13 protein-coding genes and 1 pseudogene are annotated in these 14212 nt (G+C 55.8%); 5 read left to right on the forward strand and 9 right to left on the reverse strand.

Annotated features, from left to right (window positions below):
- Window positions 1-67 precede the first annotated feature (67 nt).
- The 4 genes and pseudogenes from miaB (at window position 68) to HLB35_RS14385 (ending at window position 3953) form a co-directional block, all read left to right on the forward strand.
- Window positions 68-1411, forward strand: a complete 1344-nt coding sequence (gene miaB / locus HLB35_RS14370) for a tRNA (N6-isopentenyl adenosine(37)-C2)-methylthiotransferase MiaB (protein WP_171703108.1) — start codon at window positions 68-70, stop codon at window positions 1409-1411.
- 87 nt (window positions 1412-1498) lie between these two features.
- Window positions 1499-2563 carry a PhoH family protein gene (locus HLB35_RS14375; protein WP_171703109.1) on the forward strand — a complete coding sequence of 355 codons (1065 nt, stop codon included), beginning with the start codon at window positions 1499-1501 and terminating at the stop codon, window positions 2561-2563.
- Window positions 2560-3027, forward strand: coding sequence for an rRNA maturation RNase YbeY (gene ybeY / locus HLB35_RS14380; protein ID WP_171703110.1), 468 nt, complete (start codon window positions 2560-2562; stop codon window positions 3025-3027). The genes HLB35_RS14375 and ybeY overlap by 4 nt, the downstream gene beginning before the upstream one ends.
- 26 nt (window positions 3028-3053) lie before the next feature.
- Window positions 3054-3953: pseudogene (locus tag HLB35_RS14385) on the forward strand (HlyC/CorC family transporter).
- A gap of 51 nt (window positions 3954-4004) precedes the next feature.
- Here HLB35_RS14385 and HLB35_RS17940 read toward each other — a convergent pair.
- The 4 genes from HLB35_RS17940 to HLB35_RS17555 form a co-directional block, all read right to left on the reverse strand.
- Window positions 4005-4682, reverse strand: coding sequence for a group II intron maturase-specific domain-containing protein (locus HLB35_RS17940; RefSeq protein ID WP_216601573.1), 678 nt, complete (start codon window positions 4680-4682; stop codon window positions 4005-4007).
- The gene (locus tag HLB35_RS17545) at window positions 4679-5353 is read right to left on the reverse strand and encodes a reverse transcriptase domain-containing protein (RefSeq protein WP_216601574.1); all 675 of its coding nucleotides are present in this window, start codon (window positions 5351-5353) and stop codon (window positions 4679-4681) included. Before HLB35_RS17545 ends, HLB35_RS17940 begins: the two co-directional genes overlap by 4 nt.
- A 457-nt stretch (window positions 5354-5810) precedes the next feature.
- Window positions 5811-6419 carry an RNA-guided endonuclease InsQ/TnpB family protein gene (locus HLB35_RS17550; RefSeq protein ID WP_328732156.1) on the reverse strand — a complete coding sequence of 203 codons (609 nt, stop codon included), beginning with the start codon at window positions 6417-6419 and terminating at the stop codon, window positions 5811-5813.
- A 127-nt stretch (window positions 6420-6546) separates the two neighbouring features.
- Complete coding sequence (locus HLB35_RS17555) at window positions 6547-7020, reverse strand: helix-turn-helix domain-containing protein (protein WP_328732114.1); 474 nt, start codon at window positions 7018-7020, stop codon at window positions 6547-6549.
- Window positions 7021-7176: 156 nt separating this feature from the next.
- Between HLB35_RS17555 and lnt the strand changes: the two genes are divergently transcribed.
- On the forward strand, window positions 7177-8658 hold the full coding sequence (lnt, locus tag HLB35_RS14400; RefSeq protein WP_171703111.1) for an apolipoprotein N-acyltransferase: 1482 nt from the start codon (window positions 7177-7179) through the stop codon (window positions 8656-8658).
- 125 nt (window positions 8659-8783) lie between these two features.
- On the opposite strand, the gene phaC is transcribed toward lnt, so the two are convergent.
- The 5 genes from phaC to prmB all read right to left on the reverse strand — a co-directional run bounded on the left by phaC (window position 8784) and on the right by prmB (window position 14035).
- Window positions 8784-10646 carry a class I poly(R)-hydroxyalkanoic acid synthase gene (gene phaC, locus HLB35_RS14405; RefSeq protein ID WP_171703112.1) on the reverse strand — a complete coding sequence of 621 codons (1863 nt, stop codon included), beginning with the start codon at window positions 10644-10646 and terminating at the stop codon, window positions 8784-8786.
- A gap of 165 nt (window positions 10647-10811) precedes the next feature.
- On the reverse strand, window positions 10812-11237 hold the full coding sequence (locus HLB35_RS14410; protein ID WP_171703113.1) for a phasin family protein: 426 nt from the start codon (window positions 11235-11237) through the stop codon (window positions 10812-10814).
- A 184-nt stretch (window positions 11238-11421) separates the two neighbouring features.
- Window positions 11422-11841: a DUF6489 family protein gene (locus HLB35_RS14415; RefSeq protein ID WP_171703114.1), complete on the reverse strand. Its 420-nt coding sequence runs from the start codon at window positions 11839-11841 to the stop codon at window positions 11422-11424.
- Window positions 11842-11951: 110 nt separating this feature from the next.
- On the reverse strand, window positions 11952-13043 hold the full coding sequence (gene aroC / locus HLB35_RS14420; RefSeq protein WP_171703115.1) for a chorismate synthase: 1092 nt from the start codon (window positions 13041-13043) through the stop codon (window positions 11952-11954).
- Window positions 13044-13057: 14 nt separating this feature from the next.
- Window positions 13058-14035: a 50S ribosomal protein L3 N(5)-glutamine methyltransferase gene (prmB, locus tag HLB35_RS14425; RefSeq protein ID WP_422822466.1), complete on the reverse strand. Its 978-nt coding sequence runs from the start codon at window positions 14033-14035 to the stop codon at window positions 13058-13060.
- Between the last annotated feature and the right edge of the window lie 177 nt (window positions 14036-14212).

The raw sequence follows: 14212 nt of genomic DNA on the forward strand, positions 1-14212 counted from the left end.
AACGTCGCGGCACCGCCGCACCACCATTCATCCTCGTCACCCGACGACCCATAGATGACAGGTACCGATGACGAAGAAACTCTTCATCAAAACACACGGCTGCCAAATGAACGAGTATGACTCGTCACGCATGGCAGACCTGCTCGGCGAATCACACCAGATGGAGCTCACTGATAACGAGCTTGAAGCGGATGTCATTTTGCTCAACACCTGCTCTATTCGTGAGAAAGCGCAGGAAAAGGTCTTTCATCAGCTTGGCCGCTGGAAAAAACTCAAGGACGCCAACCCCGACCTGGTAATTGGTGTCGGTGGCTGTGTGGCCAGTCAGGAAGGTGAAGCACTACGCAAGCGCGCGCCTCACGTCGACATGGTCTTTGGCCCGCAAACACTTCACCGCGTTCCTGGGATGCTGGATGCCAAGCGCAATAACCAGATTGCCGCTGTTGATGTCACCTTTCCGGAAATCGAGAAGTTCGATCACCTGCCGCAGCCCTCTTCAGATGGTGCAACGGCGTTTGTTTCAATTATGGAAGGCTGCTCCAAGTACTGCACCTTCTGCGTGGTGCCCTACACCCGTGGTGAAGAAGTCTCGCGTCCGTTTGAAGCAGTCATGGATGAAATTCTCCATCTGGCGGATCAAGGGGTGCGCGAAGTCAATCTGCTTGGCCAGAACGTTAATGCCTATCGGGGCGAGAACGACTACGGTGACGAGATCGACCTGGCGGAACTGATTGCCTGTATTGCCGCCGTTGATGGCATTGACCGGATTCGCTTCACGACCTCACATCCGGTTGAATTCACCGATAGCCTGGTCGATGCCTATGCTGACATCCCTGAACTGGTCAGCCATCTGCACCTGCCCGTTCAGTCCGGCTCTGACCGCATTCTCAGCGCCATGAAGCGCGGCCATACCGCGCAGGAATATATCGACAAGATGGAGCGCATTCGCGCCAACCGGCCGGACATCAGCTTCTCTTCGGATTTCATTATCGGCTTCCCCGGTGAAACTGAGGATGATTTTGAAGCCACTATGGATCTGATCCACAAGATTGGCTTTGATCACTCTTTCAGCTTTGTCTATTCCGCTCGCCCCGGCACGCCGGCGGCTTCGCTTGAAGACGACACTCCCGCTGAGGTCAAAAAACAGCGCCTGGCGATTCTGCAGGAGCGGATTATCCAGCACACCCAGCAGATCAGTCGCCGTATGGTGGGCTCTCGCCAGCGCATTCTGGTCAGCGGATTTTCACCCAAGGATCCGGGGCAGCTGTCCGGGCGTACGGAAAACAATCGCGTTGTGAATTTCCGTGCAGCCAACCCGACCGAGCTGATCGGCTACTTTGTGGATGTCGATATCACCGAGGCGCTACCCAACTCCCTGCGCGGTGAACTCGCCTCGGCAGAGCGTTATTAACAACTCTCATCGCCCAGGCAATTGCCCCGAGGCCACTCGGGGCAGTAAGCTGAACCTCACACTCATTAACTAACGGGTTTCTTACTCTTGAGCCAGCCATCATCTCAGGCCAATCGCATTATCACGCTCAGCCTTGAACCCAATGACCCGCAGCGGCTCGCTAGCCTGTGTGGGCAGCAGGATGAGCATCTGAAACTGATTGAAAGCCGTCTGGACGTTACCCTGCGTAACCGCGGCAACATCTTCCAGCTGGCGGGCGCGGCCAACCGCATCAAGGCCGCTGCCAACGTACTGGAACACCTTTACCGGGAAACTGCTGCCAACGAGCTTGACCCCGACACTGTTCACCTGTTCCTGCAGGAATCCGGGCTTGAAGCGCTTGCCGAGGAAGAGGAACCGGAAGACGGCGAAGTGATCATGCGCACGCCACGCACCATGATCAAACCCCGCGGGATGAATCAGCAGCGCTACGTTTCCAGCATCCGTGAGCACGATATCAACTTCGGTATTGGCCCAGCGGGTACCGGCAAGACGTACCTGGCCGTTGCGGCAGCGGTTGAAGCACTGAACCAGCAGGAAGTCCGTCGCATCCTGCTAGTTCGTCCGGCCGTTGAAGCCGGTGAGAAGCTGGGCTTTCTACCTGGTGATCTGGCCCAGAAAATCGACCCCTACCTGCGCCCGCTCTACGACGCCCTGTATGAAATGATCGGTTTCGAACAGGTCGCCAAACTGATCGAGCGTCAGGTAATTGAAATAGCGCCGCTGGCCTATATGCGCGGACGCACCCTGAACAACGCCTATATCATCCTGGATGAAAGCCAGAACACCACCCCTGAGCAGATGAAGATGTTCCTGACCCGGATAGGTTTTGGCTCCACGGCGGTGATTACCGGCGATGTGACCCAGGTGGATCTGCCCCGCGGCCAGCGCTCCGGCTTGATTCAGGTGCTTGAAGTTCTCAAGGACACCCCCGGGATAGGCGTGACCCACTTTGCCGCCAAGGACGTTGTCCGTCACCCGCTGGTACAGCGTATTATCGAAGCCTACGACAGCTTTGAATCCGAGCAGGAAGCCAAGGAGCGCGCTGTTCGCGAGGAACGTCAGCAAGCCCGCGAAGAGCGTCTGCAAAAGCGTGAGGACTCCCTTCAGTGACGGTATTGATTGACTATCAATTGGCGACACAATCCACCCAGGTGCCCGATGCGGCTCAGCTTGAACGCTGGGTCGCTGCAGTGCTGGAGCAGCACCCGCAGGAAAGTCGCCATGAAGTGACCATCCGCATCGTTGATGCGGATGAAAGCCAGGCGCTCAACGCTGACTACCGTGGCAAGGACAAACCGACCAATGTACTGTCCTTTCCCTTTGAAGCCCCCTCGGGTATTGAGCTACCGTTACTTGGCGACCTGGTCATCTGCCAGAATGTCGTTGCACAGGAAGCACAGCAACAGCAAAAACCACTGATGCAGCATTATGCGCATATGGTCATACATGGCACCCTGCATTTATTGGGTTATGATCATATTGAGGACGACGAAGCCGAGGCTATGGAGCAGCTTGAGCGTCTGCTTCTGGCCAGGTTTGATATTCCTGATCCGTATCTGAGTGAAACGCAGTAACGCTATCAAAACAAGAGATCAACTGTATGAGCGAAGACCGATCGAGCACCGCCCCCTCAAAAATCCTGGCTTGAGAAGCTGTTTGGTGCCCTGACGGGGATAACGATGAGCCCAGCTCAAGAGAAGAGCTGATGGCTTTTCTGCGCCACACGGCCGGCCGCCTGAAGCTCGACCAGGATGCCATGATGATCATTGAAGGCGCGCTGCAGATCAGCGACCAGCAGGTACGCGAGATCCTTATTCCTCGCTCTCAGGTCGCCGCCATTCCAATTGATCAGACCAGCGATGACTATCTGCCGCTCATTCAGGAAACCGGCCACTCGCGCTATCCGGTCATCGGTGAGAATCTTGATGATGTCAAAGGTATTGTGCTGGTCAAGGATCTGCTGCCCCTGCTCTCCCAGACCCAGGCCCAGCGGGATGCCTTCCAGCTGGAGGACATCACCCGCCCAGCGATGTTTATCCCTGAATCCAAACGTCTCAACAGCCTGCTAAAAGAGTTTCGTGATACCCACAACCATATGGCGATTGTGGTGGACGAGTACGGCGGCACGGCTGGGATTATTACCATCGAAGATATTCTTGAGCAGATTGTCGGCGATATTGAAGATGAGCACGACACAGATGAAGAAGATGATATCCGTGCCCTGGAAGACGGTCATTTTGCTGTTCGCGCCCTGACCCCTATTGAAGATTTCAACGAACGCTTCAACACCCAGTTTTCTGACGATGAGTTTGACACCGTAGGCGGCCTGGTCATGCAGCAGTTTGGCCACCTGCCCCGGCGGGGCGAACAGACCTCACTCGGCGGCTGGCACTTTGTGGTGATGAACGCAGACAATCGGCGTATTCGCCTGCTCGACGTGCACTTCGACGACAGCAGCAGTGAAGAAGACCTCACCAGGATCGGGTCGGAGGGGAGCTAGTCCCCGTCCGCCCACACCACCGGGCATACGGTTCCGTACCACGGCGGTTGGTCAAGTGTTAGCAAACCGCTTCATGTAGAAGCTTACACCACGGAAGCCTTGCTTATGCCACCAGCGGTTGTTCATCGCAAACCGCGTGTGGTGGAGTTGCGCCAGGAACCACCAGCGTTTGTGCTGACAGTACCCTTTCGCCTCCTCCATCGGTAGCCCGAGTTCGATCATCTTTCTCACTCGGGTTCGCGGTTTGAACCACTGTTTCATCAGACACATACGTAAGCGGCTTCGTATCCAGCTGTCGATATCAACAAACAAGCGCCGCGTCTCTGTCAGTCGAAAGTAGCTTGTCCAGCCTCGAATATATCGATCGAGACGGGCTAGCTTCACTTCAATGGCTTCACGGTCGTGCCCACGGGTCAGTTGCCTGATCCGTCTCTTGAAGCGATTGACCGTCTCCGTACTGCAACGGATACGCGGGTTAGCCTTTCCTACAAAGCTGTAGCCGAGAAAGTTGCTGCGTGAGGTAGAGACGACGCGGCTCTTCGCCCGGTTAACCGGGAGTTTGAGTCGCGTCTCAAGAAAGGCGGTCACACTGTCCTTGACTCGGTGGCCCGCTCGACGGCTTTGGACGTAGATCTGGCAGTCATCGGCGTACCGGCAAAACCGATGGCCTCTGGCTTCCAGTTGCTTGTCGAGATCGTCAAGCAGGATATTGCTGAGTAGAGGACTCAAGGGCGATCCTTGCGGTGTGCCTTTCTCACGCTGACTGACGACACCCCCATCATCATCCCGGCCTGTAAATAGCGACGAATCACGCCAAGCAGGCGCTTATCGTGAATACGTTTCGCTAGTCTGGCCATCAGGATATCGTGGTTGACCTGATCAAAGAATCTCTCCAGATCAATATCGACCACAATCGTGTAGCCCTGTTTGGCGTAGTCATGAGCCTGCTCAATCGCTTGCCAGGCATTACGGCCCGGTCTGAAGCCGTAGCTTGAGGCAGAGAAATCCTTTTCATAGTACGGGCTGAGCACTTGATGGATGGCTTGCTGGATTAAGCGGTCTATCACGTTAGGGATGCCCAGCATGCGGTGCGTGCCATTGCCCTTCGGGATATAGACCGTTCTCACCGAACCTGGCTGATAAGCGCCTGACTGAAGAGCTTCCTTGATTTCAGGCCAGGATGTCTTCAGGTAAGATTCGGTGTCTTCAATGGTGCGTGCATCGGGGCCTGGGGCCCCTTTATTGCGCTGCACCCGGTTCCATGCATCCGCCATGTTGGCGCTATCTAGCACATCATCCATGGAAACCGGGTAGCAGGGTTCGCAAGGGTTCCAGCCCGTGACCGGTCTGCCGCTGCTACTAAACTGCGGTCGGTTGTCATCGCGTTGGTCAGAGATCACAGAGAAACCCTTTCACTTGCCTTTGGCCCTTGGGTGGAATGTGGCCACCTACTATGGCCGCTGCTGACTTCCCTCACAGCCTTGCCGCCCCTCCCGCTGTGCGGTTGGCTTGGCTCTAGCGGTTGCGAGGGACCTCCCGGGGTAAGACGCACATCTTTCTCGCCAGGTAGCCGCCTCATATACGTACTGCGCTGCCGTGTTGGGATGAGCTTTGTGTTCTTCAGCACACTTACTCCACGCAGCCCGCCTCGTATGAGGTTCGTGTTCCTCGGCTCAGCGATTTGCCGCAGGCTTCCTTCAGATTCCACCTTGCGATGGACACCCTTGCCGTGTTGGCTAACAGCTACTCCCAACGTCACTGCTCGGGACTTTCACCCTATAGATGTGCGCCATGCCCGGCACACTGACCGCTCCTCACCCTAAGCGCTGACGCGCCACGGGCGAGGCTTCCAACTTCTTAGGCAGCAACCGACACGTGGCCGGATTTACGCATGCCTCGGCTGGCAGGAACCGACAGTCCTTCGGCTCGTAGTTTGATGATGCCCTGCTGGCGAATGTTGATCGCAGCGTTAATGTCACGGTCGATGCCTTGGGTGCCACAGACGGGGCAATCCCAGGTGCGAACCTTCAGCGGCATGTCCGCAACCTTGTGGCCGCAGCCCGCGCAGGTCTTGGAGCTGGCAAACCACTGGTCGATTTTGACCAGGTGCTTGCCTTGGGCTTCTGCCTTGTACGCCAGCTTTTGGATCAGGCTGTGCCAACTGGCATCGGCAATGTGCTTGGCCAGCTTGCGGTTTTTCAGCATGTTTTTGACTTTCAAGGTCTCGACCACCACCGCTTGGTTGTCGTCAATGAGTTGTCGAGACAGCTTGTGTTGGAAGTCAGCACGGGTATTCGCCAGACGCTCGTGCGCCTTGGCGAGTTTGAGCCGTGCTTTCGCACGGCCCTTGCTGCCTTTCTGGCAGCGGGAGAGGACTTTCTGCTTGCGACGTAGGTTGGCGCGCGCCCGCTTGAGGAAGCGGGGATTAGAGGTTTTGTGCCCCTCCGAGTCGGTGGCGAGAGGTATGTCAGCCCCATATCGACCCCCAGCACCGAATCGACGGTTTGCAGCGGTACCGGGGCCTCTTCTCCATCATCGACCAGCACTGAGGCATAGTATTTGCCGGTGGTGGTGCGGGTTAAGGTGATGCTTTTCAGCGTGCCGGTGATGTCACGGTGGATACGCGCTTTAATCGGCGTGAGCTTTGGTAATTTGATATTACCCTGACCAAGCTTGATGCCGGTACAGTGATAGCTTGATTGCTTGCCGTGCTTGCGCTTGAACCTCGGATAGCGAGCAGGCAACTTAGGGTTAAAGAAGTTCTGGAAAGCCTGATCGAGGTTAATGCAGGCTTGTTGCAAGGCAATCGAGTCAAAATCTTTGAGCCAGTAATACTTGCGGGACTTCTTTGCCACCGCCAGTAGCGGCTTGAGGTCTTTTTGGCGCGAAACTTGGTGCCATGCCGTTTATACTGCGTGCTGATGATATGCAGTGCCTTGTTATACACAAACCGTACCGCACCGAACTGGGCGTTCAAGAACGCTGCCTGTTCAGGGGTCGGGTAGAGGCGTACTTTTGTGGCTTTCAGCATGGCATGGGCTATTAAAGCTGTATATCTATCCATCATAAATGACGAAGGGCAAAGGTCAACCCCTTGCAGCGCTGTCGCGCTGCCCGCTTATATCTCCGCCCGATTGGGCGAAGGTTTACGCGGAGTGTGCTAATCAGGCTGATAGATGACACCCTTCAGATTACCCGCGTCTATCAATAAGGATAGTCATTAATGCATACAGGATTCTCTCCTTCCCTGGGCTGGCAGCTTCTGGCTGCCGTTATTGCTGGGGGCTTCACTACGCTGACCGCCTCACCGTTTGAATTCTGGTGGCTGGGGCCTTTGGCCGCAGCACTGGTCTATTGGGGCAGCCATGCATTAACGCCCGCCCACGCCGCGTTCAAGGGCCTTGTCTATGGGCTGGCACTATTTGCCAGCGGGGCTTCATGGGTTTACGTTTCCATTCACGATTATGGCCATACCGGCCCCCTGCTTGCCGGCTTGCTCACGGCGCTGTTCGTGTTTGCGCTGGCGTTGTTTTTTGCCGCCATGCTATGGGTCTACCGACGCTTTACCTCACCGCGCTACTCACTGCTAGGCTTTGCGGGCATCTGGGTGCTGGCCGAGGTGCTACGCACTTATCTGTTTACTGGCTTTCCCTGGCTGCTGCTTGGCAGCGGTTTTGTCGATTCACCCTTGGCGGCCTGGGCACCTATCGGTGGCGTTTACCTCTTGTCGTTACTGGTCGCCTTCAGTGGCAGCTTATTGATAACGCTGCTGATCAAGCGTCGCCTGTGGGCCATCGCGCCCCTTGCGGCTATCTGGTTGACACCCTTCATCCTGCCCACCCAATGGACAACGCCCAGCGAGCAGCCCACCAAGGTCGCCATGGTGCAAGGCAACCTGCCCCAACTGATCAAATGGACCGCTGACGGTCAGCGCGAAGCCGTTGCCACCTATACCCGCCAAACCCAGGCGATCAGCGATGACGTTGAGCTGATTATCTGGCCGGAAACCGCGCTGCCCATGCTGGAAAATCAGGCGCGCCCTGTACTCGAACAGGTGCAGTCCAGCCTTCCCGCTGACACAGCGCTGATTACCGGCATCCTGCAACAGGATGAACAGGCCCAGCAATTTTTCAACGGCGTGATAGGGGTTGGTAACGTCGAAGGCGATTATCAGAAAGAACATCTGGTACCCTTTGGAGAGTACCTGCCACTGGAAAGCCTGCTGCGGGGTTTGATCAATTTCTTTGACTTGCCCACTTCCTTCATCACGCCAGGGCCAGACCAACAGCCATCGATGCAGGCGGCAGGCATTTCTCTGGGCAATGCCATCTGCTACGAGATTATCTACCCTCAATTGGTGGCCAGCCGGGCACGCAACAGCCAGGCCATCATTACCATTTCCAACGACACCTGGTTCGGCCGCTCAATTGGCCCCCACCAGCATCTGCAGATGGCACGCCTTCGTGCGCTGGAAAACGGCCGCTACGTGCTGCGCGCTACCAGCAATGGGATTACCGTCATCATCGACCCGCAGGGCCAGATAACCCAACGTGCGCCGCAGTTTGAAACCACCACCTTGACCGGTGAGTTCTATGCCATGCAAGGCCTGACTCCTTTCACCCAGATGGGTAGCTGGCCGGTCTGGCTGCTGGCGGGTCTGCTGGTGCTACCTTCCCTGCGGCTGGGCAGAAAGGATCAGGCGTAAGCACCTCCACGCCAGACCCCAAAGCAAGCTCTTCAACAAACCCTGAAACCAACAAGGCGCCCCTGGGGGCGCCTTGTGGTGTACGTACTTTCTACATCAACATGATGAGCTACAGAACTGATGCTTTAACGGCTGCTGTTAGCGCTGGCAGCCTTGGTGGCTTCTTCATCTGCGTTGATGATTTCAGGAATTGTCTGACGCACGTAACGCCCCGGTGCAGCTTCGATAGTCGGCAACTCACCTTCACCCGGCTGGCGCGCAGCCACCATTTTCTCCTGGTCAACAAAGCCGTTTTCCACCATCCATGCCTGCCAGTGAGGCCACCAGGAGCCTTCATTGGCTTGCGCACCGGCCATCCAGTCTTCGTGGTTGTCAGGCAGCTCGCTGTTGGTCCAGTAGCCGTACTTGTTCTTGTGCGGCGGGTTCACAATACCGGCAATATGGCCTGAACCGCCCAGCACGAAGGTCACCGGGCCTTTAGGCAACAAGGCGCCATAGTAGGTGCTGTTCCATTTGGCGATATGGTCTTCCTTGGTGGAAACGTAATAGCAGGGCGTGGAAATCTTGCGCAGATCAATCTTGACGCCATCCAGCTCAATACCACCCGGTTCAACCAGACGGTTTTCCAGATACATATGGCGCAGGTACCAGGCATGGGTACCGGCCGCCAGGTTGGTGCCGTCAGTGTTCCAGTAAAGCAGGTCAAAGGCAGCCGGCGGCTCGCCCTTCAGGTAGTTATTGACGTAGAAAGACCAGAACAGGTCATTTTCCTTCAGCAGGTTGAAGGTGTACGCCATGGAGCGGCCATCCAGATAGCCTTTGGTTTCCAGCGTTTTTTCAATACCTTCAATAACGCCTTCATTGAGGAAAACGCCGATGTCGCCCGGATCACGGAAATCCTGCAGGGTCGCCATATAGGTAACCGATTTTACCTTGCGCCCGCGTCGGGTACTGGTCAGGTAAGCCAGGGTAGACGCCGTTAGCGTACCGCCGATGCAGTAGCTCAACAGGTTAACTGACTTTTCACCGCAGGCCTGTTCAATGGCATCAATTGCGCTGATCGGGCCCATTTGCATGTAGTCTGCCCAGGTAACATCGCGCTGAGCTGGCCCAGGGTTACGCCAGGAAATCAGAAACACCGTATGACCCTGATCCACTAGCCACTTGACCATGGAATTATCCTGGCGCAGGTCAAGAATGTAGTACTTGTTGATCCAGGGCGGCACAACCAGCAGCGGCGTCTTGAAAGTCTGTTCGGTGGTGGGCGTATACTGAATCAGCTGGATCAGCTCATTTTCATACACAACTGAACCGGGCGTGACGGCAATATTCTCACCTACCGCAAAAGCGGTGCGGTCGGTCATGCGCACGTTGATCCCTTCAGCCGAATTGGAAAGGTCTTCACGTAGAAGCGCCAAGCCATCGACCAGGTTCTGGCCACGAGTTTCCAGGGTGCGCCGCATCACTTCAGGGTTGGTGGCCACAAAGTTGGTGGGCGCCATGGCATTGACTAACTGACGGGCATAGAACTGCAGATGATGCTTATGGGTCTCATCCAGCCCATCCAGATTATCGATCAGCTCCTCGACCAGTTGGGCAAACAGCAGATATTGCTGCATGATCGCCAGATATTGAGGTTCCTTGGTCCAGGCTTCGTCCTTGAAACGACGATCACCCTTGGCAGGCTTGATCAAGGGGTCAACGTTTTCGCCGGCCATGGCTCTGGCATTCTGCTGCCACAGGAGCCATTGATCCTGTAATAGACGCGCCTGGGTTTGCCATAAGAGCGTGGGGTTCTGCATCAGCGCCTGTGCACCGGCCTCGAAACTTTCGCGCATGTCCTTATGGACAGAATCTGCAGCGTCGCTGGGCGCCATGCGCGCCATCAGATCCTGCATCAATCCCTGATACTGTTCCCCAAGTTCTTTCAACTGGGTATTCCAGGCATCCATATCGACCTGAGATGGCATTTCCCATCCTGATTGCATACTTACTCTCCCACTCTTATGGCAAGCGCATGACAGCTTTGCGCATAGGCCATTGACCGTTATTCTCTTCGTCACGCTAAAAAACACTAGCCTTGAAAAGGCGAGTGTTTTTTAGCAGACAAAACAAACACGGCGCCGTTAATCTGGCGCCGTGCAATCATTTATTCAGCTTTTGCTACTACCGCGAGATGCCTGGCTGGTAGCCTTGGCAGGCGTCTCGTCTTTCTTGGCCGCAGCGGTGTTAACCTGATCGTTCATCTGCTGAGTGGCTTCGCTGAACAGTTTTTCCATTTCAGCTTTAAATTCCATGCTCATCTCGCCCATGGTCTTGGCATCTTCCTGCATCTGCTGGGAGAGCTCGTTGAGCATTTCTGCCTGTTTGGCAGCAAATTCGCGCAGGTCATCAGCATCGTCAATTTCGCTGGCGCTACGCATCCGGTCAGTACCCATCTGGCTGTAACGCTTCATGGCTTCCAGCTGGTACTGGGTCATCTTTTCCATGTTGTTAAGCATCAGCGAGTTAACCTTGCGCATCGGTTCAAACATCTGGCGAGTTTGCGTGTTGAAAGCATCCATCATTTTATCTTGCATCGTTATCACCCTTTTTTTAAAAATATTCGGGCTGCCGACTGAGCTGCCCTGTCGTCTATGTTGCACTGCACAAAGACTAGCCCGTAATACTCAGCGTTGCAACCGTTAACACTGTAACGGGTTAATCTTTAGCCACGTCTCATGCAGAAAACATGGCTATTACGCCGTTGCGTCAGGCTTAAGGCTAATCACTTTTAGACCGCTTGGCGCGTGAACTGGCTGACGCCGTACCGGTTTTGTTTTTACTGGCACTGCCCTGCTGACTGCTGCTATCACCACTTGATGAACCTTTGTTACTGGCGGCGGAACTGTCGCTATCATTGCCGCTCGAGGAGTAACTGGCATTACCGGCCTGACGCAGCATATCCAGCATCATCTGTTGATAGGTGCCAAAGTTTGAAAGCCCTTGGGATAGCCCCTGCTGCATCATTGGCTGCTGCATGAAAGGGCTCATCAGGCTCATCGGGTCATAACCCTCAACGCCGGACTCCATCTGACGCTGGATATTATCCAGCAGGTTTTTCTGAAAGGCTTCTACATCCGGCAGACCCAGCGCACGGCGAAATTCATCAGGGGTCAGATCAAATTCAACATTAATCTTCATCGGCGGCTCCTTATCGCTCTCCCCTGAGTGTAGCAGTCAAAAGTCAGTTTCACCGCTGCGGATGACACTGCTATGACACCCGGCTATCAACGCTATGCCTTTGGTGCTTTTCAGCACTGGCCAAGGCGTGGCGTATCTACCTTGACATGGGCATTCTGGCCGCGCTGGCGCAGCCAGTGATCCATTAGTGTAATAGCCATCATGGCTTCCGCAATCGGGGTTGCGCGTATACCGACACAGGGATCGTGACGCCCCTTGGTCACCACCTCAACAGGCTCACCATGGATATCGATAGAGCGCCCCGGCGTGGTAATGCTGGAGGTTGGCTTGAGAGCAAGGCGAGCAACAATCGGTTGGCCGCTGGAGATACCGCCGAGCACCCCACCCGCATGGTTGGAAAGAAAGCCTTCCGGGGTCATTTCATCGCGGTGGGTGCTGCCGCGCTGGTCAATGCTGGCAAAGCCATCGCCGATTTCGATGCCTTTGACCGCATTGATGCTCATCAGGCTATGGGCCAGTTCAGCATCCAGGCGATCAAACACCGGCTCGCCTAGCCCTACGGGCACCCCTTCGGCCACAACGGTCACCTCGGCGCCCACAGAATCCTGGTCGCGGCGCAGTTGATCCATATAGGCTTCAAGCTCCGGCACCTTGGCCGGGTCAGGGCTGAAAAAAGCGTTGTCGTCAACGCTGTTCCAGGTCTTGAAGTCGATCTTGATCGGCCCTAACTGGCTCATGTAGCCGCGTATCTGAACTCCCCGGCTGGCCAGAAACTGTTTAGCAATCGCACCGGCGGCCACGCGCATGGCGGTTTCGCGAGCACTGGAACGCCCTCCACCGCGATAGTCCCGGTGACCGTATTTATGGTGGTAGGTGTAATCCGCGTGGGCCGGACGAAACTGATCCTTGATCTTTGAGTAGTCCTTGGAGCGCTGATCGGTATTTTCAATCAGCAGCCCAATTGAGGCGCCGGTCGTCATGCCTTCAAACACACCGGAAAGAATCCGTACCTGATCGGGTTCCTTGCGCTGGGTGGTATGGCGGGAGCTGCCGGGGCGGCGGCGATCCAGATCACGCTGCAGATCCGCCTCGCTAAGCATGACCCCCGGTGGGCAGCCATCCACAATGGCGCCAAGCGCGACGCCATGGCTCTCACCAAAGGTCGTAACGGTAAACAGTTTGCCAATTGTATTGCCGGACATGGGCGTTATTTCCTTTACGCAAAAGACGCCGCATGGGCGTCGAGTTCAGCGGCGCTCAGGGCAAATACGCCCTGGCCACCGCGCTCGAATTCAAGCCACATAAATGGCACTTGGGGAAATGCTTGTTCAAGATGGCGGTCAGAATTGCCCACCTCAACTATCAGCCAGCCGTCATCGCTCAAATGCGCTCGGGCATCGCGCAGAATCTGGCGGACGATATCCAGACCATCGCTACCCGCTCCCAGCGCCAGGTCAGGCTCATGGCGAAACTCAGCCGGCATGGTGGCCAGATCGCGGGCATCCACATAAGGCGGGTTGGAGACGATCAGGTCAAAGCGCTGCCCTTCAAGGTTCTGAAACACATCGGATTCAACCGCGCGCACCCGGTCACCCACGGCGTGGCGGGTGATATTCTCACGGGCGACACCCAACGCTTCCTGGCTGATATCCGTCAGAATGACGTCACAGGTCGGCAGATGCAGCGCCGTGGCAATCCCGATACATCCTGACCCGGTACACAGATCAAGCACCCGCTCTGGCGGCTCCTCCGTGAACCAGGCGGCAAAACCATCTTCAATCAACTCGCCCATCGGCGAGCGTGGAATCAGCACGCGCTCATCCACATTGAAGGGGTAGCCAGCAAAAAACGCCTCGCCCAGCAGATAGGGCAGCGGGCGGCGCGTCTTGACGCGCGCCCGGGTCAACGCCACGATACGGCTGCGCTCCATGGGCAGCAGGCGAGCTTCCAGCACCGCTGGGTCAACGTTCCAGGGCAGGTGCAAGGCCCCCAGGCAAAGCGCGACCGCCTCGTCCCAGGCGGATTGGGTACCATGGCCATAATACAGCCCAGCGAGATGAAATTCGCTGGCCGTCCAGCGCAGATAGTCGCGTAGAGTAAAGAGTTCCTGTGCCAGTTCGACATCGCTCAAACACAGCGTTGAGGTGCCGATAGCAGCATGGTCAGCTAATTCAGTGGAAGATAACGTGGCCACAATGGCTCCTGATTAATGGTGACATCACACTTGAGTAAGCGGTATGACAATGATTGTACCTTTCACTCCAGCCGGTTCACAGCAGCGTTAATCTCGCTATACTGTGCGCTGCTGCGTTTTTTAACAGAGTTTTATAGTGAAGCTTTAAAATAGCGCTTTGCCATCAGTGTTAAAGCA

The sequence above is a fragment of the Vreelandella azerica genome (assembly GCF_013112225.1).
Taxonomy (GTDB): Bacteria; Pseudomonadota; Gammaproteobacteria; order Pseudomonadales; family Halomonadaceae; genus Vreelandella; species Vreelandella azerica.

Coding starts and splice junctions, on each gene's coding strand:
- miaB (WP_171703108.1), top strand. CDS start 68: ATGACGAAGAAACTCTTCATCAAAACACACGGCTGCCAAATGAACGAG.
- HLB35_RS17555 (WP_328732114.1), bottom strand. CDS start 7,020: ATGATGGATAGATATACAGCTTTAATAGCCCATGCCATGCTGAAAGCC.
- lnt (WP_171703111.1), top strand. CDS start 7,177: ATGCATACAGGATTCTCTCCTTCCCTGGGCTGGCAGCTTCTGGCTGCC.
- phaC (WP_171703112.1), bottom strand. CDS start 10,646: ATGCAATCAGGATGGGAAATGCCATCTCAGGTCGATATGGATGCCTGG.
- HLB35_RS14410 (WP_171703113.1), bottom strand. CDS start 11,237: ATGCAAGATAAAATGATGGATGCTTTCAACACGCAAACTCGCCAGATG.
- HLB35_RS14415 (WP_171703114.1), bottom strand. CDS start 11,841: ATGAAGATTAATGTTGAATTTGATCTGACCCCTGATGAATTTCGCCGT.
- aroC (WP_171703115.1), bottom strand. CDS start 13,043: ATGTCCGGCAATACAATTGGCAAACTGTTTACCGTTACGACCTTTGGT.